The 17954-nt window shown below is 52.0% G+C and carries 20 protein-coding genes; 13 read left to right on the top strand and 7 right to left on the bottom strand.

Annotation, left to right across the window (positions count from 1 at the left end):
- Positions 1-5 precede the first annotated feature (5 nt).
- The 5 genes from JSN25_RS09820 to flgA all read right to left on the bottom strand — a co-directional run bounded on the left by JSN25_RS09820 (position 6) and on the right by flgA (position 5299).
- Positions 6-2567, bottom strand: coding sequence for a glycosyltransferase (locus JSN25_RS09820; protein ID WP_204525673.1), 2562 nt, complete (start codon positions 2565-2567; stop codon positions 6-8).
- Between the two features lie 56 nt (positions 2568-2623).
- Positions 2624-3568, bottom strand: coding sequence for a lysine-N-methylase (locus tag JSN25_RS09825; RefSeq protein WP_204525674.1), 945 nt, complete (start codon positions 3566-3568; stop codon positions 2624-2626).
- A gap of 135 nt (positions 3569-3703) precedes the next feature.
- Positions 3704-4132, bottom strand: a complete 429-nt coding sequence (locus JSN25_RS09830) for a flagellar protein FlgN (protein WP_204525675.1) — start codon at positions 4130-4132, stop codon at positions 3704-3706.
- Between the two features lie 12 nt (positions 4133-4144).
- A complete protein-coding gene (gene flgM, locus JSN25_RS09835; RefSeq protein WP_204525676.1) occupies positions 4145-4432 on the bottom strand; it encodes a flagellar biosynthesis anti-sigma factor FlgM in 288 nt (95 codons plus the stop codon).
- 99 nt (positions 4433-4531) lie between these two features.
- On the bottom strand, positions 4532-5299 hold the full coding sequence (gene flgA / locus JSN25_RS09840; protein WP_204525677.1) for a flagellar basal body P-ring formation chaperone FlgA: 768 nt from the start codon (positions 5297-5299) through the stop codon (positions 4532-4534).
- A gap of 82 nt (positions 5300-5381) precedes the next feature.
- Between flgA and flgB the strand changes: the two genes are divergently transcribed.
- From flgB to JSN25_RS09900, 12 genes are all read left to right on the top strand, one after another.
- Positions 5382-5729, top strand: coding sequence for a flagellar biosynthesis protein FlgB (gene flgB / locus JSN25_RS09845; protein ID WP_042310529.1), 348 nt, complete (start codon positions 5382-5384; stop codon positions 5727-5729).
- A 2-nt stretch (positions 5730-5731) separates the two neighbouring features.
- Positions 5732-6163 (top strand): flagellar basal body rod protein FlgC, encoded by a 432-nt coding sequence (gene flgC / locus JSN25_RS09850; protein WP_006685942.1) that lies wholly within the window; start codon positions 5732-5734, stop codon positions 6161-6163.
- Complete coding sequence (locus JSN25_RS09855; protein ID WP_204525678.1) at positions 6163-7050, top strand: flagellar hook capping FlgD N-terminal domain-containing protein; 888 nt, start codon at positions 6163-6165, stop codon at positions 7048-7050. Before flgC ends, JSN25_RS09855 begins: the two co-directional genes overlap by 1 nt.
- Before the next feature lie 26 nt (positions 7051-7076).
- Positions 7077-8279: a flagellar hook protein FlgE gene (gene flgE, locus JSN25_RS09860; protein WP_085047733.1), complete on the top strand. Its 1203-nt coding sequence runs from the start codon at positions 7077-7079 to the stop codon at positions 8277-8279.
- Between the two features lie 9 nt (positions 8280-8288).
- Complete coding sequence (locus JSN25_RS09865; protein WP_204525679.1) at positions 8289-9026, top strand: flagellar basal body rod protein FlgF; 738 nt, start codon at positions 8289-8291, stop codon at positions 9024-9026.
- A gap of 30 nt (positions 9027-9056) precedes the next feature.
- On the top strand, positions 9057-9842 hold the full coding sequence (gene flgG / locus JSN25_RS09870) for a flagellar basal-body rod protein FlgG (protein ID WP_038637632.1): 786 nt from the start codon (positions 9057-9059) through the stop codon (positions 9840-9842).
- A 56-nt stretch (positions 9843-9898) separates the two neighbouring features.
- Positions 9899-10564, top strand: coding sequence for a flagellar basal body L-ring protein FlgH (gene flgH, locus JSN25_RS09875; protein WP_038643004.1), 666 nt, complete (start codon positions 9899-9901; stop codon positions 10562-10564).
- 13 nt (positions 10565-10577) lie between these two features.
- Positions 10578-11699 (top strand): flagellar basal body P-ring protein FlgI, encoded by a 1122-nt coding sequence (locus tag JSN25_RS09880; RefSeq protein WP_087856483.1) that lies wholly within the window; start codon positions 10578-10580, stop codon positions 11697-11699.
- Between the two features lie 8 nt (positions 11700-11707).
- Positions 11708-12010: a rod-binding protein gene (locus JSN25_RS09885; RefSeq protein ID WP_110498852.1), complete on the top strand. Its 303-nt coding sequence runs from the start codon at positions 11708-11710 to the stop codon at positions 12008-12010.
- Positions 12011-12108: 98 nt separating this feature from the next.
- Entirely contained in the window at positions 12109-13485 is a 1377-nt protein-coding gene (flgK, locus tag JSN25_RS09890; RefSeq protein ID WP_087856482.1) for a flagellar hook-associated protein FlgK, read from the top strand.
- 18 nt (positions 13486-13503) lie between these two features.
- Positions 13504-14433: a flagellar hook-associated protein FlgL gene (gene flgL, locus JSN25_RS09895; RefSeq protein ID WP_069323862.1), complete on the top strand. Its 930-nt coding sequence runs from the start codon at positions 13504-13506 to the stop codon at positions 14431-14433.
- Between the two features lie 25 nt (positions 14434-14458).
- A complete protein-coding gene (locus JSN25_RS09900) occupies positions 14459-15460 on the top strand; it encodes a flagellar hook-associated protein (protein ID WP_150344690.1) in 1002 nt (333 codons plus the stop codon).
- Here the strand turns inward: JSN25_RS09900 and JSN25_RS09905 are convergent.
- Complete coding sequence (locus JSN25_RS09905; RefSeq protein WP_199952377.1) at positions 15457-15936, bottom strand: hypothetical protein; 480 nt, start codon at positions 15934-15936, stop codon at positions 15457-15459. The two genes, JSN25_RS09900 and JSN25_RS09905, sit on opposite strands and share 4 nt — an antisense overlap.
- Positions 15914-16864, bottom strand: a complete 951-nt coding sequence (locus JSN25_RS09910; RefSeq protein ID WP_199952378.1) for a transcriptional regulator — start codon at positions 16862-16864, stop codon at positions 15914-15916. Before JSN25_RS09910 ends, JSN25_RS09905 begins: the two co-directional genes overlap by 23 nt.
- A 552-nt stretch (positions 16865-17416) precedes the next feature.
- On the opposite strand from JSN25_RS09910, the gene JSN25_RS22045 reads away from it, so the two are divergent.
- A partial coding sequence (locus JSN25_RS22045) for a flagellin N-terminal helical domain-containing protein (RefSeq protein ID WP_479690793.1) occupies positions 17417-17954 on the top strand: 538 nt, incomplete at its 3' end.

Consider the following 17954-nt stretch of genomic DNA (forward strand, 5'->3'; position numbering starts at 1 on the left):
TGTTATCAACTAAATAACTTCTGTTGCAGGCTTATCAGCAACGTATTGCTGTGTTGTTGGGGCGACGCCTCGATGAGGCTTACGATTTCCTGAGCTGCCCGTTTCCCCGCCTGTCCATCCATAAATGCATCACAATAGTGGCGGCGAATCTCAGCTAACGGCGTTTCCAGCGCAGCCCAATCAAACGCGTCGGAGAGCGCGTTGCGTAACGCCTGTATGTCCTGAGCCACCGGGAGAATGTCACGGATACGTTGTTCGGCACTGTCAGGGGTAGAGAAACTTTGTTGTCCATCCAATAGCGAAGCCATACCTGGCCAGCTCAGTAAAATGACGCGTTTATTCATATGAATAGCGTCAAAAATAAAGCCGCTGCTGTCCGTCAGGATGTAATCTGCTTGTGCAATAAGCGCCAGCAGATGCTGTGGGTCGTCGAGTCTGTTCTTTAAATAGCGCTGCGCCAGCGCCAGAGAGGCGGTTTCCTCCGGTCTGTGAAGGGTGCCATGATGCAATTTAGTGACGATATTATATTCATGGCTTAAGCGACCGAGCTGTTCCGCCCAATGGGGCAGCGAGCTTAGCGCGCCATAGGTAGGGGCATACAGAATGGTCTGTTTTTTCGCATTGAGCTTCAGACTGTTTGGCAACGTGTTATCAAAAGTGTGGTTGTGCCACTCATCGAAGCGGGGATTGCCGACCACTTTTGCACTACCGCCAATATCAAGCGCGTGCTGGCTATAGTGGCTGTAGCACAGGATGCGATGATAAAAAGCGTTCCACCAGGCATGGTTCCACTCTTCTTTCGCCAGGCCATACATGGCACGCACATGGGTATCCGCCAGCCCGTTTAGCAACGGTGTGTAGTAGGGGCTTACCAGGCATTTGAAACGCTGGCGTTGCTCAATGACCGTAGAAAGGCGTGTTCCGCCCAGCGCGGAGTCGTTAATGGTTTTAATCGTCGCTGTCATTTCATCCAGAAACGACTTGTGTATTTTGTCACTCACCAACAACGAGCAAGAATGGCCCATCGCCTGAAGCGCGCTAATAATGGGGCGGTACACCGTGTAATGCAGCGATGTTTCCATATAGAAGCCAATGGCATCGATATGAGTGGAAGTCGACGGTTGCGAGTTGCTTACCAGCGCGTTGACGGTCTCGGGTTTTTTATTAATTTTATTGAAGTAGTAGCCGATGTTATCGGTTTCTTTCTTTTCGATATCGCTATATCCCGCACGCTGATAACAAATGCTCGGATAACACGAGAGCCATTTTCCTTCACGTAGCAGCGGTTGCCATTGCCCTTCGAGGGTGTCGGAGAGGTCATGCTCCATTTGCTGAGCCAGCGTCGGGTAATAACGGCTGTTTACCAGATAGGCGCAAACTTTATTGCAGTCGCGGGCATGGATCATGCCCTGCAGGCTTTTCAGTTCGCTGCCTTGCTTAATTTCTCCGCCGAGGATGACCACTTCCCACGGAAAATTAGGTAACGCGCTCAGGAGCGAATTGAGTACCCGAATATGCTTTTCCTGCTTGAGGATCACGCTGTCATCTTCAAGTAACAGGTAGTTTTTCCAGCCCTGACGCTGCGCCAGTTGCAGCGCCTGCATATGGGACTGACGGCGACCAATCTGGCCATTGGTTGCTACTGATGCGGCCAGTCGGGTAACTTTTTCCGCGGGAAAATTAAGAAACGACAGCTCTTGCTGGATGTGCGCTAAACGATCCGGGCGCGAATCCAGATTCACGATCACCACCTGATCAATGTAATCCCAGCGGATCGGTTGATGATGCGTGGCGTTATGCAGGCTTTGATACCAGTTTTTTAGCATTGGGTCGGTAACCGCCTGTGCCAGCGTGGTTTCCTGCGGCTCGCTGCTTCCCAATACAAAGTCTTTATCGAACGTATTTTGGCTATGCGAGATACAAATGATGGTACGCTCGCCCGGCAATTGCAGTGGATTCACGGTGAATTGATTGGTGAATCCTTCTTCTTCGCCTAAGTTACATTCATCATCGTAACGGTGCTTTTTCAAATAATTGCGATGGTAGCAAAAGGTGCCGTTGAGAATGTTTTGCGGGCCAAAGCTGCGGCTTTTAAACAAGCGGTTGATATGGCTATACCAGATGGGGATTTGATCGGAACCCGAAATCAACGCCCGATGACGTTGCATCATGTCGATGGTGTAAGAGATCTTATCCGCCGGATAATAGTCATCGTCATCCATACACAGAATATATTCACCTAACGCCAGCGCATTGAGCATATTCCGCTTTCTGCCCAGCGTCAGTTTTTCCGGATGATAGATATAACGAATATTAAATTTCTCCGGGTGATTCTGTGTCAGCCTGTCAATGACCGACTGATGGCTTTGCGGGGAATCATCGAGGATCACTAGCTCCCGGCGGTCGGCAGGGTAATCCTGGTAGCGGAACATATACAGTAAATAGGGTAAGAAAGCGGCGCGGTTCCACGTTGGGGTAATGACGCTGACAAACGGTTTTTCACGGCCAGTTTCCAGCGTTTTGACAATGCCGGTCAGGGCGGAACGAGCTTTAGAGGTTTCAGGCATGGTGATGTGTATTCGCGGTTCGAAAAAGGACCGGGCATTCACCCGGTCAACAGGTGCTAACGTGTAATCAGGGAAAACGCCGAGAGCAGAGGGTCTCCCGGCAATATGTTCACAATATGCTGGCGCAGCGAGATGGCATGCTCGCTATTGCGCCACGCTTCAAACAGCGCGAAAAGGGCATAAATTTCGTCGTGGCTTAATGCGGAACCGTCCAGTGTCCACAGGCAAAACAGTGTACGAATCATAAAGACGTCAGCGACCAGCCAGAAGAAACGCTGGAGCGCGCTTTCATCGTCATGTTGCGGGAAGGTATCGTGATAAAGGCGATAAATCAGATAGTTACTGAAAATCCAGGCATCCTGCGCGAAATAGCGCTCCCAGGTCATTAACCACTGATCATGCAATTGCTGTTGGAGCAAGGCTTCACTGTTAGCATCTTTCAGCATCAGCAGACTTACCTGCAGGGGCAAGGTCAGCTTACGCGCGCTTTCCGGCAACCGTTCCCAATTGAAATCGCAGTTGCCCATTTGGGTGATCATTTCCCGCTGCAACTGGGGCAGACTGGGCAGTTGTGCGAATTGCTCCTGCAGTTTTCCACTTTGCGCATGGTCAGCCAGCACCTGCGGTAGCGAAGCCAGCTTTTCCAGCGTCGCATCGCTACTGTCTGGGCATTTCTCACAAAAAGAGAGCATGATGCCCAGCGCATAGAGGCGCAGCTCCGGTGACAAGCCTGGCAGGGTAATGGTATTCAGAGCAGATTGATTCAATACCTGATCGCGTGGGGATAACGTCGGGCTGTCAGGGGCGGCCGCACATTTTGAATGATGCAAGACAAAGGCATTGGGATCGCCTAATGCAGCCTGGCAGCTGGCCGGATCGGTTAAGACCAGACTCTGACGAACTTCCGTTTTCCAGCGCACATTGACCAGTAAAGCGGAATCCGGATGGTGGGATAAAAACAACCGGACAAAGTCAGGCTCGTAACAATCAATCATACTCATAATGTGTTCTCAGTAATCCCAATATTCAAAATCTGGCTATGACAGTGCAATATCCATGCCTGAATTTTAATTGCATTTATATCAATTGGTTAGATGAGGCGCGGAAAGCCGGTTTCCGCGTCAGGGAAGGAAGTTTTAGCGCTGGTAAATAAAATCGGGCTCAGTGCCTAAAAAAGCCTGAATAAATTCATACTGACGGATCAGCAGATCGCCGTTTTTTTCGTTGTACATCTTGCAGCGTTTCGCTTTTTGCTCAAGGCTTTGCCACCAGCCCTCTGCGGCAGTTTTCTGCACGCCCGGCAGCCAGCTAAAGACCTGTTCTATCCCTGCACGATTGACGCTTACGCCCAGCAGTTGCAGGAGCAACCGGCGCTGTTGGCTGCTGTTTTGCAACTGCTCATAATGCTGTTGAATAAGTTCATTGACGGCCAGTAGTTCGTCGCTGTCGCGACGGATCATACACAGACGTTGTTGTTCCAACTGGTGTCTGAGCGCGTCATACCGCGTCCCGTCCTCGCGGATGCCCTGAAGCAGAGTTTTCACCTGCTGTAGCCTGGTACTCACTGTTGTAGCCTCTTATTTCTGGAAAAAGCTGAGCATGTCCCCAGCCAGTTGATCGGTATCAACCTGCAAATCGCCTGAGGCCAGCATGGCCTGCATTTGCGCCACTTTGTCGTAATCAACGTCACTTTGCGTATCACTGTTCAGCGTTTGCTGCGCCGTTTGTAATCCCGCCTGAGTAATATCGTCGGCGGAAAGCGATGCGGAACTGGACGCGCTCGTCTGCACGCAGCTCTTGTCTGCACGCGCCTGTTCGGTTGTCGATGCAGGGCGATTGCCTGGCAGAGTTGGGGTAATTTTCATAGCAACCTCGTACATATTCCGTTGGGTTGGTTATCTGTTATTGGCTAAAAGCGACGGCAATAGAGGAAAACTTTAATCCCATCACAAAAAATCCCCGCACTATTCCGCCGTCAGAGTGGTGACCACGCCGGTATCGTCCACCATCCCGCTAATGATCCGCTGGCTGCTGCTGTTGCGAATTTTTATCACATCCCCTTTACGACCATTCTTCAACGCCACGCCCGGCATTGAGGCGGTGATCCCGGCCATGTGGGAGACGATCATCACCGGCTGGTCGCGTTTGACCAGTACGGGCAGTACCAGCTCGCTACGGGTAATCGGTTTGCCCGGTTGCAGGGCGCGCTTGCTGGTGAGACCAATCGCCTCATCGATATTCGTCATCAACCCTTCGCGCTGGTTGCTGATATTGAATTTTTTAAGCTGCAGGTCGTCGGCGGTGATTACCGTATCTCGCGCAATCAACGACTTTGGCATGACCACCGGAATCGACACATCGGGGCGTACCGCCACGTTAAATTGCCAGCCATTGCTGCCCGGACAACTGACCACAAAGTTCATTCGTGACAGGACCATCTCCGGTGATGTGCTTGAGGTAACCTGCGGCGCCGACGTGCATAGCGCGCTGGTGCTGACGGCGGAGGGAATATAAATATTGAACGTGTAGCGATAGTCCTGCCACTGCTGTTTGCGCGCCAGCGCGTCAATTTCATGACTGGCGGCATTGAGAACCCGCGCGTTGATCTGTTCCCGGGCGCTGTGCTGAATGGGATGGACGGCGGCATATACGGGTAAGCCACAGCATATAGCCAGCATCATTTCCACGGCAAAGAGGAAAGAGGGCTTCCTTCTGTGAGGGTGTCTTTTCATAAAGTCATTTCTCATCAATCACTTAAAAGTTGGCATACATATTGCTAATAACAGCGATATCTACGCAGGAGTGATGCAAGAAATGGGAATCAGTTTTCAGCAGGCATTGGGTGTACATCCGCTGGCAGTGAAGTTACGTCTTGAGAGGACCGAGCTACTGACTGCGAATCTGGCAAACGTCGATACACCAAATTTCAAAGCCAAAGATATTGATTTTGCCGCTGAGATGCAACGGGCAAGTCGTACAAATGTTCCGCCCGAGGTTGACGTGAAATACCGCGTGCCGATGCAGCCTTCAGAGGATGGCAATACCGTAGAGCTGAATACCGAGCAGGCCCGGTTTTCACAAAATAGTATGGATTATCAAAGCAGTCTGACTTTTTTGAATCTGCAACTTAGCGGCATCAAAGAGGCCATTGAAGGGAAATAACCATGTCGTTTACTGATATTTACCAGATTTCCGGTTCGGCGATGACGGCGCAAACCATCCGTCTGAATACCGTCGCCAGCAACATGGCGAATGCGGAATCTCCTGCCAGCAGCGAGGCGCAGGCCTATAAGGCGCGCAGCCCGGTTTTTGCCGCGGTTTACAACAATAGCCTGATAGGGGGACATAACCGTCACGCCATTGATGGCGCCAGCGTACAAGTGCAGGACGTCATGCAAAGCGGCGGGGCGGTAAAGCGTTATGAGCCGCATCACCCAATGGCGGATCAGAACGGTTTTGTCTGGTACCCGGACGTCAACGTGGTCGAGCAAATGGCTGACATGATGTCCGCATCACGTGATTTTGAAACCGACGTTGATGTGCTGAATAACGTCAAAAGTATGCAGCAAAGCTTACTCAAACTGGGAGAAGTGTAATGAATACCCTAGCTCTGTATGCCCAATCTCAGGCGCTGGCTTCTTCTCAGGAGAAGACAACGGCGGTTGCTGAAAATAACGTCGGCGCCACGGCGCAAAGCACTAATGTGGGAGACAGCAGTTCTTCGACGACGTCGTCATCGACGGATACCAGCRRYACCAGCAGCACCACAACAACCACCACGTCCACCGAAACCTCGGCGGTCGACACGTTTCTGACGCTGTTTGTGGCTGAAATTGAAAACCAGGACCCGACCGATCCCACCGATCCTACGGCCTATATCGATCAGCTCTCCTCAATGGCGCAGGTGGCGATGATGGAAGAGATGAGCGTCCAGGCCAACACCAATGCCGTGCTGATGAGCAACATCCAGGTGATGGCGCTGGGAAATATGGTCGGCGACGACATCATGGTGCAAACCACCTCGCTGGATATCGAAGACAACAGCAAGGCGATCCAGGGGCGCGTCACGTTGGATGACAGCTGTACCGATGTGGATCTGCACTTTACCGATGAAGCGGGTGATGACTACACCGTGTCGCTGATCCCGGAAGGTGAAACCTCCGTCGGACCCGGCCAGGTGGACTTCGACATCAATCCTGCGGATTACGGCATCCCCCCGGGCGATTACAGCGTTTCCGTGGTGACCAATACCGGGGAAGAGGAAGTGCCGATCGAGGTGACGGGCCAGGTGGAAGATGTGCGTATTCCGCTTGATGGCAGCACGCCGGTGCTCAACGTTGACGGCGTTGGCGAAGTGCCATTCACCATGATCACCCAGTTTGGCGTACCGGACAGCACCGACGGAACCAGCGGTTCCGATGACACCACGCCGCCAGATACTGACGACGGAAGCGATAACGCCAACAGCAATATGGTGCTCTGATTTAGTTAATCTTACAGGAAGAAACAATGAGTTATGAAATTGCAGCGACGGGGCTAAACGCCGTCAACGAACAACTGGACGGCATCAGTAACAACATCGCTAACTCCGGTACGGTGGGTTATAAATCAATGACCACCCAGTTCTCCGCCATGTACGCCGGGACGCAGGCGATGGGCGTGAGCGTGGCCGGTTCCGCACAAAGTATCTCCACCGGCGGCTCGATGGTTTCAACCGGCAACGCGCTGGATTTAGCCATTAACGATGATGGTTTTTTCGTCATGTGCGATAGCGCAGGGAATATTTCCTATACGCGTGCCGGCTCTTTTGTGACCGATAAAAACGGCTATATCGTCAATGCGTCCGGTGATTACCTGCAAGGTTATCCGGTTGATGACAGCGGCACGCTGCAAACCGGTACCGTCACTGATATCCAGATTAAAACCGGCAACATCCCGGCGCAGGCCACCGATAGCATGACCTTCACGGCAAACTTTGACGCCAGTGATGAAACGATCGATCGCACCAGCGTACCGTTTGACGCGAACAACAGCGATACCTATACCGACAGCTACACCACCACTGTGTATGACTCGCTGGGTAACGAACACTCGGTTAGCCAGTATTTTACCAAAACCGCCGATAACACCTGGGAAGTACAGTACACCTTTGATGGTGAGGCGCAGAGCGGCGTCCCACCGACCACGCTGACCTTCGACTCAAATACCGGCAAGCTGACATCGCCAACAACACCGCAAACCATCACGTTCACTACTGATGACGCTGCGCCGATTTCGATGACCATTGATTACTCAGACTGTACTCAGTACGGCTCTGATTTCTCGGTGACAACCAACTCCGCAACCGGTTATGCCTCGGCAACGCAGAACGGCGTGCAGGTGGATGATGACGGTAAAGTTTACGCCACCTACAGCAACGGCGAACGTATGCTGCAGGGGCAGGTCGTGCTCGCTACCTTCCCGAATGAGAACGGACTGGAAGCGGTAAGCGGCACAGCCTGGGTACAGACGGGCGAATCCGGCACGCCGCTAATTGGCACGCCTGGCTCCGGCTCTTGCGGCACGCTCTCCTCCGGCATGCTCGAAAGCTCCAATGTGGATATTACCAACGAACTGGTCAATCTCATGACCGCCCAGCGTAATTACCAGGCGAACACCAAGGTGATTTCGACCAGTACGCAGTTGGATCAGGCTCTCTTCCAGGCGATGTAAGGCTAAGAAATGGATCGGTTGATTTATACCGCACTCAGCGGAGCCACCCAGACGCTGCTCGAGCAGCAAATTAGCGCCAATAACCTCGCCAACGTTAACACCAATGGTTTTCGCGCGGATATGGCGATGGCGAGTAACGACAAAGTAAAAGGCGGTGGTTTTGATACGCGTTTTATGGCGAAGGAGAGTCCCAGCGGCGTCAATGACAGCACTGGCGTGGCGGAAAAAACCGAACGCCCGCTAGATGTTGCTATTCAGGGACCCGGCTATATCGCCGTGCAGGATAAAGCGGGAAACGAGGTGTACACCCGTAACGGCAATATTCAGCAGGACGATCAGGGGCAACTGACCATCGACGGTAACGTGGTGCTCGGGGATAACGGCCCGATTATTTTACCGCCAAACGCGATTGCCTCTTTCGGCAGCGACGGCACGCTCTCCGTCACGCCTGACGATGGCGATGTTACAGCAACGATGGATATCGATCGCCTGAAGCTGGTGGATGTTCCGGTCGCCAATCTGGCGAAAAATAGCGAGGGGATGCTGGTCACGGCGGACGGCGTACCGGCGCAGCGCGATGAGAACATCAAAGTGAGCGGCGGCTTTCTGGAAGGCAGTAACGTGTCTGCGGTGAGCGAAATGATGTCATCTATCGCGATGAACCGTCAGTTTGAAGCGCAAATCAAGATGATGAAAACGGCTGAAGATCTCAGCGACTCAGGCAACAGGCTGCTACGCGGCTCCTGAGTCGTAGCCTTTAATCAGGGATAAAGTTTTATGAATGCAGCGTTATGGATCAGTAAAACCGGCCTGTCGGCGCAGGATGCTGAGATGAGTGCGATTGCCAACAACATCGCCAACGTCAATACCACGGGCTTTAAGCGCGACCGCGTGATGTTCCAGGATCTGTTTTATCAGACTCAGGAAGCGCCGGGCGCCATGCTCGATCAAAATAACATCATGCCGACCGGAATGCAGTTCGGTAGCGGTGTTCGTATTGTGGGAACGCAAAAAACCTTCACCGAAGGGAATGTAGAAACCACCGACAATACGATGAATGTGGCCATCATGGGACAGGGGTTCTGGCAGGTGCAAAAAGCCAATGGGGATATCGCTTATACCCGTGACGGCAATATGCAGGTTAACGCTGATGGCGTGCTGACCAACTCCCAGGGGTTGCCGTTACAGCCGGAAATTGATGTGCCAGCGGGTTCAACCAGCGTGTCATTTGCTTCCGATGGCACGGTGAGCGCGATTTTACCCGGCGACAGCGATCCCACTGAGCTGGGACAGCTAACGCTGGTGAATTTCGCCAACCCGGCCGGGCTTTCAGCCGAAGGCGACAACCTGTATCTGGAAACGGCGGCCAGCGGTCAACCGACGGAAGGTATTCCGGGGGAAGATGGTCTGGGAACGTTACAGGATAAAGCACTGGAAGGCTCGAACGTGGACATCGTCAACGAAATGGTGGCGATGATCACCGTACAGCGCGCCTATGAGATGAACGCCAAAATGGTCTCTGCGGCAGACGATATGCTGCAGTTTATTAGTCAGACACTGTAACTCAAGAATGTGAAATGCCGGATGGTACAGCGCCATCCGGCAGAAATAGGCAGAACGTGAAAAATTATCTCTGGCTGATGGTACTGCTTCCCCTGTTAAGCGGGTGCGAATCGCAGGCCCTCCTGGTCAAAAAAAATGACGAATTCTTTGCTCCTCCCAAAACGGAAGCGCCGCCAACGGCGGATGGTCGCGCGGGGGGCGTGTTTGAAACGGGGTATAACTGGTCGCTGACGGCGGACCGCCGCGCCTATCGCGTGGGTGATATCCTGACCGTGATGCTGGAAGAATCCACCCAGTCGAGCAAACAGGCGAAAACCAATTTCGGTAAGAACAATACCGTCGACATCGGCGCGCCGACGCTGTTCGGACATACCAAAGATAACCTTTCCGCTTCCGTAGACGCCAATCGTGACTTCAACGGGACGGCGACCTCGCAGCAGCAAAACAGTTTGCGCGGTGAAATTACGGTGTCGGTACACTCGGTACAGTCGAACGGTATCCTGGAAATTCGCGGTGAAAAATGGCTCACCCTTAACCAGGGCGATGAGTACATTCGCCTGAGTGGCCTGGTGCGCGCCGATGACATTCAGAACGACAACTCCGTCTCATCGCAGCGTATTGCGGATGCACGCATCTCCTACGCGGGCCGTGGCGCATTGAGCGATGCCAATGCGGCGGGCTGGCTGACGCGTCTGTTTAACCATCCTCTCTTCCCGATCTAAGCAGGATTTTGATATGCAACACTTAAGCGGGCGCTGGATGAACGCGTTAAACGGCATCGTTATCGCCCTGAGCCTGGCGCTGCCAGGCGCGGCGCAGTCGCAATCTCTGGAATCGCTGGTTAACGTCCAGGGGGTCAGGGAAAACCAACTCGTCGGCTACAGTCTGGTGGTCGGTCTGGACGGAACCGGGGATAAAAACCAGGTCAAATTCACCAACCAGACAATTACCAACATGCTGCGCCAGTTTGGTGTACAACTGCCGAGCAAAATCGATCCGAAGGTGAAGAACGTTGCGGCGGTGGCGGTCAGCGCGACGCTACCGCCCATGTACTCGCGTGGGCAGACCATTGACGTCACGGTCTCGTCGATCGGCGATGCCAAAAGCCTGCGCGGCGGCACACTATTGCTCACCCAATTACACGGCGCGGATGGCGAGGTTTATGCCCTTGCGCAAGGGAGCGTGGTGGTCGGCGGGATGAACGCGACCGGAGCCAGCGGCTCCAGCGTCACCGTGAATACCCCCACCGCCGGGCTGATACCGAACGGCGCGTCGGTAGAACGTGAAATTCCCAGCGACTTCCAGATGGGGGACACCATTACGCTCAATCTGAAACGCCCCTCCTTTAAAGATGCCAATAACATTGCCGCGGCGATCAACGCGTCGTTTGGCGGCATTGCGACGGCACAAAGCTCGACCAACGTTATCGTCCGCGCGCCAACCAGCCCCGGCGCGCGCGTGGCCTTTATGTCTCAGTTAGATGACGTCCAGGTGCAGGCGGAAAAAGTCCGGGCTCGGGTGGTGTTTAACTCGCGTACCGGTACGGTCGTTATGGGCGATGGTATCGCCCTGCATGCGGCGGCGGTATCGCATGGCAGTCTGACGGTTTCCATCAATGAAAGCAGCAACGTCAGCCAGCCGAACGCTTTTGCCGGTGGCCGTACGGCGGTGACGCCGCAAAGCAATATTTCGGTGAATCATGCCCGTCCGGGGATGATCAGTCTGCCAGAGTCCAGCAGTCTGAAAACGTTGGTCAACGCGCTCAATAGCCTGGGGGCAACGCCGGACGACATTATGTCTATTTTACAGGCCCTGCATGAAGCTGGTGCGCTGGATGCCGATCTGGAGGTGATTTAATGGCCGACATCAAGGTGAATCATAGCGGGGGCATTGACGGTAGCGATGCGTTAATGGGCCCCAAAATCAAAGATAACGATTTGCAGAAAGCTGCCCAGCAATTCGAAGCCATCTTCTTACGCAACATGCTGAAAGAGATGCGTAAAACCAATGAGATCTTCGACTCAAAAGATAACCCGTTTAACAGCGACTCGGTACGCATGATGCAGGGATTTTATGACGATCAGCTGTGCAACAGTCTGGCCCAACAGCACGGCATTGGCATTGCGGAGATGATCGTCAAACAACTCTCCCCTCATCACCAAGGATAAAGGTTGCGCGGCGGCTTAAGAACTGCGGTTTTTTCGCCGCTCTTAATCGGCAAGGTTGTTAATGACAGACCGGGTAACTGACCGGCGAGGACGCTTTGATGGATATGATTAACATTGGCTACAGCGGCGCATCGACTGCGCAGGTGGAGCTTAACGTAACGGCGCAGAACACCGCCAACGCGATGACTGACGGTTATACCCGGCAGGTTGCCATCACCAGTACCATTGGCGCGAGTTCCGGTTCAGCGAACAGCGCGGGTAACGGTGTGCAGGTTGACAGTATTCGCCGGGTCTCAAACCAGTATCAGGTTAACCAGGTCTGGTATGCCGCCAGCGATTATGGCTATTACAACACCCAGCAAGAGTATTTAACGCAGTTGGAAACCGTCCTCAGCGATGATAACAGCAGCCTGAGCGGGGGATTTGATAACTTTTTTGCCGCGCTAAACGAAGCCACCACCAGCCCGGATGATTCCGCCCTGCGTGAGCAGGTGATCAGCGAGTCCGGCGCGCTGGCGCTGCGCGTGGATAACACCCTCGATTACATCGACTCGCAAAGCAGTGAGATCGTCAGCCAGGAGCAGGCGATGGTGGCGCAGGTGAACACCCTGACTACCGGTATTGCCAGTTATAACCAGCAAATTGCTGAAGCTGAAGCCAACGGCGATAACGCTTCGGCGCTGTATGACGCCCGCGATCAGATGGTGGAAGAGTTGAGCGGCATTATGGACGTTCAGGTCAATATCGATGATGAAGGCAACTATAACGTCACGCTGCAAAACGGTCAGCCATTGGTCAGCGGGCAGGAGAGTTCCACCATCGAACTGGATACCAACGCCGATGGCACGCAGAGTATGTCGTTAACGTTTGCCGGAACCACCTCATCCATGAACACCGATACCGGCGGCTCGCTGGGCGCGCTGTTTGATTATCAGAATGAGGTGCTGACGCCGCTGACGGGAACGATTAACAGCATGGCGGAGCAATTTGCCGATGCGGTTAACACCCAACTGGCGCAGGGCTACGATTTGAACGGAAATCCCGGTGAACCGCTGTTTATTTATGATGAAAACTCATCGGATGGCCCGCTGGAGGTAAACCCTGATATCACCGCCGATGAACTGGCGTTTTCCAGCTCGCCGGACGAAAGCGGCAACAGCGATAACCTGCAGGCGCTGATCAACATCTCAACCGAACCGCTGGAAATTGAAGGACTCGGTAGCGTAACCGTGGGCGAAGCCTGTTCATCGATCATCAGCAATATTGGTATCTACAGCCAGCAAAACCAGACGGAAGCCGAAGCCGCAGCGAACGTGTACTCCGAGGCACAGAACCAGCAGAGCAGCGTGAGCGGCGTCAGCATGGACGAAGAAGCGGTCAACCTTATTACCTACCAACAGATTTACGAGGCTAACCTGAAAGTCATCTCAACAGGTGCTGATATTTTCGATTCTGTGCTGGAAATGTGTAGCTAACCGGAAGGGGAATGAAAAATGCGAGTCACTGCCCAGCAGTCTTATGTGTCTATGACGCAGAGTTTTAACGACCTTTCCAGCGATCTTTCTCATGTCGTCACGCAGATGGCGACGGGGAAAAGCATTCTGTTGCCGTCTGACGATCCGATTGCGGCGACCCGTATCACCCAGCTTAACCGCCAGCAATCGGCCCTCGACCAATATCAAACGAATATTAATTCCGCGTCGGCAGGGATGAGCCAGCAGGAATCTATTCTCGACGGCGTCAATAACGATCTGTTGGCGATTCGCGACGATCTGCTGGAAGCCGCGAACGGCACCAATACCGCTGAGTCATTATCCAGTCTGGGGCAGGATATCCAGTCGATGACTGAAGCGATGGTGTCGGCGTTAAATTACCAGGATGAAGACGGTCACTATGTGTTTGGCGGGACGGTGAACGATCGGCCGCCGATTGTCGCGGTGGATGAGGACGGCGACGGCGTGACCGACAGCTATACCTACCAGGGGAATGGCGATCATCGCCAAACTACCGTCTCCAATGGCGTAGAGGTTGACACCAATGTGGCCGTCAGCGATTTCTTCGGCGATAGCCTGGATGTGCTGAACACCTTAACGTCATTATCGAAAGAGCTGCAGGACCCATCGGTTGATCCTGCCGATCCGCAGGTGCAAAGCGACATTCAGAATGCCATCGATACGGTAGACGTGGCCTCTGATGAGCTCAACGCCTCCATCGCCACCATTGGTGAAACGCAGAATACAATGACCATGCTCAGCGATGCTCAGACAGATATCTCAACATCCAACGATCAGCTGATCAGTCAGTTGAGCGATCTGGATTACGGCCCAGCTTCCATTACCTTTACCGGACTGGAAATGGCGATGGAAGCTACCTTAAAAACCTACTCTAAAGTGAGTGAGTTGAACCTTTTCAGTGTGATTTAACAGCGAGCAGTAGCTCAGGAATAGTATGCAGGTCGGTTTAAATACAACGTCACTCTCCGGTAGCGGAGCGCTTAATCCTTCTGTGCAGCAGCATACCGTTGCGCAGAATGCCCCTGTCCGTCAAAAGTTACCCGCAACGGCGAGTGATTACCCGGCCTCACCGCTTATTACCACCCGGCCTCAGCGTTATAGCGTGCAGCTTAACGATCAGCTCACCACGCTACAGCAGGCCGATCACTATCTGGGACAACTGGAACAGCATTTGCTGGATTATCGCCATGCCTCGCGCCGTGGCGGGCAGGCGCAGCAGCAAAAGGGAGCCGAACTTACCCAGTGGCTGGATAAAAGAACGGCGTTATCCGGCGGCGCGGTGGACAGGCAACTGCGTCCGGTTTTGCAGGGCGAGGCGCGAGTGACCTTTCACGCGCCTGAACTGGCGCAGATGCTGCAAAAAGATGCCATAAGCTCGCGCATGTTTAGTGTTTCCGATGGGCGGCAAACGCAGCACTCGGCGGTGGTGGTGGGTGAGGATATGGAGCCAGGCCAGTACAAGATAATGATGAGCAACGCGCTGCGTCGCGTCGGCGTACAGGTGCACGATCGGCAGGGCACGTTAACGTTCTCCACCACGGAAAAGCAGTGGTCGCAGATCCAGCAAACCCTGAGCGTACGCGATGTCGGTGCGAAGTCATCAGCGTTTACCCCGCTGAAAACATTTGCCGATCCCTCACGTTCAGAGGAGCTTCAACAGTATGTAGCACAGGGCGGAGCCCGAACTCAGGACGGATTACAGCAGGCGTTGGATATTATTGGCGATCAACGTGCGCAAATGGCTGCCCAGCAGGAGAAGGCCCGGCAACTCATTGACGGTATGGCGCGTTTTCCACAGGCAGAAAGTGCGGTAAAAGCCTCTGAATCATTGGGTGGGGTTTTGGATCATGCTAATCACAATTATCAGGTATTAGCGCAGGCGGTGAATGGACAAGCCCGACTTTCCAGCCAGACTGTCCGTAGTTTATTAAGTTAATTCTGCTGGCATGCTTTGGTTGAAAAGTTAAATACAGAGGGGTCTGTGATTAACAGACCTCCGACATCCCGAGTAAAAATCAAATTTTGCTGCGGAGTTATATGGAGCCACCATGTATGCAGGTTGTGCTCAGTGACAAATGCCCCGAAATTAGCCATACGATAATCGTTTTGATCGGTTTTGGTGGTACTAAAGTGAAACTCACCCTGTTTATATGAGCCGGTATAATGATTAATACACGATGCTACTTTAAACGTAGAGGGCATTTTATTATTTTGCTCCAAAGGGACGAGAGTGATCGTGGTGCTTTTATCCAGAGAATTTGCGATAAGTTCATAATGTACGCTTTTGCCAGTAGTAAGGTCGTAATTGGCAATGACCGTATTTTCAATGCGGGCATGAGCCGTAAATGTGAAAAATAGCGTGAAAGCAGACAGGGCAGGGAAAAAGAAATTATTTGCATTTTGGCATTTCATTTAACATTTTCTCCACTTCTTTAATTAAAATACCATTCATTTCATTATCTTTATTTAGCCAGTTGTCAAAGCTTAGCGCTAACTGCCACTTATCATTGCATTGATTGCTAAGTACAATATCAAGGGCGAGTTTGTTCAGTGAGACCCGATAATACAAGGTCATCGAGGCGTTATGGCTTACCAACAGTGGGTTGAGCTGCTCGATACCGGGAAGAATATGCGTTGAAACAAGCGATGATGATTTCTTATTCTCACCTGGGTCGTAAAGTTGATATACCGTAACATGGTTGGCATTTTCAAGCGTCTCTTTAACCAATTGCGGAGCTTCTTCCATTTTGGTGATAGACGGTGCTTTAAAATAAGAGATTAAAATAAACAACGACAGCGCGATAACGATAACGGGTAAGGTAATCAGAACGGCTCGATAAGGATGCCGTCTGATGGCCGTTTTTCTCTGGTTTCTTGACGATAGTTGACTGTTAAGTAAGGGTATTTCCCCATTATTTGTTGATGGAAGCATTTCATCAGGCGCAGGGGACTCAACAATCTCGGTACGTTTCTCGACCTCATCAATGGTGCTGTCATCAACCACAGTTTCATTAAGGTCAATAGTTTCAGTGAGGTAGTTCTTATTAAATAAATACCCTTTTTTAGGTATGGTTTTTATAATTTCTTGCTGTTTACCGTCATCATCGATCGCAACGCGCAGCGCATGAACGGCTGTCGGCAGGCTATTTCCACCGACGATGCGATTCTTCCAAACTGCGCTCATTAAATATGACCGAGATAAAACGACATCGGCATTTTTAGCTAATGTCTCTAACAGAATAAAATGGTATTCGCCCAGGCGACGTATCTCGCCTGTTTCACAATGGATTAACGCATTAAGCGAGGAATCCATCCGCCAGTTGTTGACTACGATACTCATCGATTTGTATACCCGTGCAAGATTTTATATCCCTGGTGTCACACCGTTAAAAATCAGTGCATTAAAATTCTGGAGAAATTGAAATTTCTTTGTGCTGTGAAGCTGCAGCTGAATCGCTATTGAGTGTTTTTTATGCTGTCCAAAAAAGGATTTGAAATGTAGCGAAAGTGCCCGAGACTCACAATATAAAAGTACAGGGTATTTGCAACTAAATGTAAAACATGGCTATAACCAGGCTTTTTAAAGTGATTTCATCTAGGGATAATCTTATTCTTATCAAAAAGTTAACCCGTATGGCGCGTAAGCAACCAAGCCGTTATTAGATATTTCTAATAATCTTTTAATTAAATCTTGATTGAGATCTTCCTTAGAAGGTGGTTTTTGTGGGAGGTAGCACGCAAAGCTAAAATAGAGGTGGAAGCGTTTTTTATCTCGCTAATGATGTTGTGTAACGCGTCAAAAAAATTTTCTGCAGCGCTTTAAGTTTTCCAAACGGGTGGTCGTTTTTACAGAGTATCGAAACGAAAACGATTATTCCCAAGGAGCAGTACCATGTTATCGATTAATACTAATACCGCATCAATGTCTGCTGTAAATGCTATCAACAAAAGCAGCGCATCACTGTCTACTTCTATGGAACGTCTGGCGACAGGTAACCGTATTAACTCCTCTGCAGATGACGCTGCGGGCAAACAGATTGCCAACCGTCTGACCGCGCAGTCCAGCGGCATGGGCGTTGCATTGAGCAACATCAACGATGCCACTGCCATGCTGCAGACAGCCGACAGCATGTTTGACGAAATGACCGACGTACTGGGCCGTATGAAAGACCTGTCTACTCAGGCGGCGAACGGAACGTACAGCGACGAAGATTTGCAGGCGATGCAGGACGAATACGACGAGCTGGGCCAGCAGATGTCCGATATGCTGCAGAACACCACTTACGGCGGTACCAACCTGTTCGGTGTTTCCGGTACCAGCAACACCGGTAAAGACGGTCTGTTCCAGAGCGGCGTAACCTTCCAGGTTGGCGCTGAATCTTCTGACACCATGACCGTTGATATTTCCAGCCAACTGGACACTCTGGTTG

It is taken from the genome of Citrobacter cronae (assembly GCF_016893685.1).
In the GTDB taxonomy this organism is placed as follows: domain Bacteria; phylum Pseudomonadota; class Gammaproteobacteria; order Enterobacterales; family Enterobacteriaceae; genus Citrobacter; species Citrobacter werkmanii.

Coding starts and splice junctions, on each gene's coding strand:
- flgM (WP_204525676.1), bottom strand. CDS start 4,432: ATGAAAATTACCCCAACTCTGCCAGGCAATCGCCCTGCATCGACAACC.
- flgL (WP_069323862.1), top strand. CDS start 13,504: ATGCGAGTCACTGCCCAGCAGTCTTATGTGTCTATGACGCAGAGTTTT.
- JSN25_RS09880 (WP_087856483.1), top strand. CDS start 10,578: ATGCAACACTTAAGCGGGCGCTGGATGAACGCGTTAAACGGCATCGTT.
- JSN25_RS09825 (WP_204525674.1), bottom strand. CDS start 3,568: ATGAGTATGATTGATTGTTACGAGCCTGACTTTGTCCGGTTGTTTTTA.
- JSN25_RS09865 (WP_204525679.1), top strand. CDS start 8,289: ATGGATCGGTTGATTTATACCGCACTCAGCGGAGCCACCCAGACGCTG.
- JSN25_RS09820 (WP_204525673.1), bottom strand. CDS start 2,567: ATGCCTGAAACCTCTAAAGCTCGTTCCGCCCTGACCGGCATTGTCAAA.
- JSN25_RS09905 (WP_199952377.1), bottom strand. CDS start 15,936: ATGAAATGCCAAAATGCAAATAATTTCTTTTTCCCTGCCCTGTCTGCT.
- flgG (WP_038637632.1), top strand. CDS start 9,057: ATGAATGCAGCGTTATGGATCAGTAAAACCGGCCTGTCGGCGCAGGAT.
- JSN25_RS09900 (WP_150344690.1), top strand. CDS start 14,459: ATGCAGGTCGGTTTAAATACAACGTCACTCTCCGGTAGCGGAGCGCTT.
- flgA (WP_204525677.1), bottom strand. CDS start 5,299: ATGAAAAGACACCCTCACAGAAGGAAGCCCTCTTTCCTCTTTGCCGTG.
- flgB (WP_042310529.1), top strand. CDS start 5,382: ATGGGAATCAGTTTTCAGCAGGCATTGGGTGTACATCCGCTGGCAGTG.
- flgE (WP_085047733.1), top strand. CDS start 7,077: ATGAGTTATGAAATTGCAGCGACGGGGCTAAACGCCGTCAACGAACAA.
- flgC (WP_006685942.1), top strand. CDS start 5,732: ATGTCGTTTACTGATATTTACCAGATTTCCGGTTCGGCGATGACGGCG.
- JSN25_RS09910 (WP_199952378.1), bottom strand. CDS start 16,864: ATGAGTATCGTAGTCAACAACTGGCGGATGGATTCCTCGCTTAATGCG.
- flgK (WP_087856482.1), top strand. CDS start 12,109: ATGGATATGATTAACATTGGCTACAGCGGCGCATCGACTGCGCAGGTG.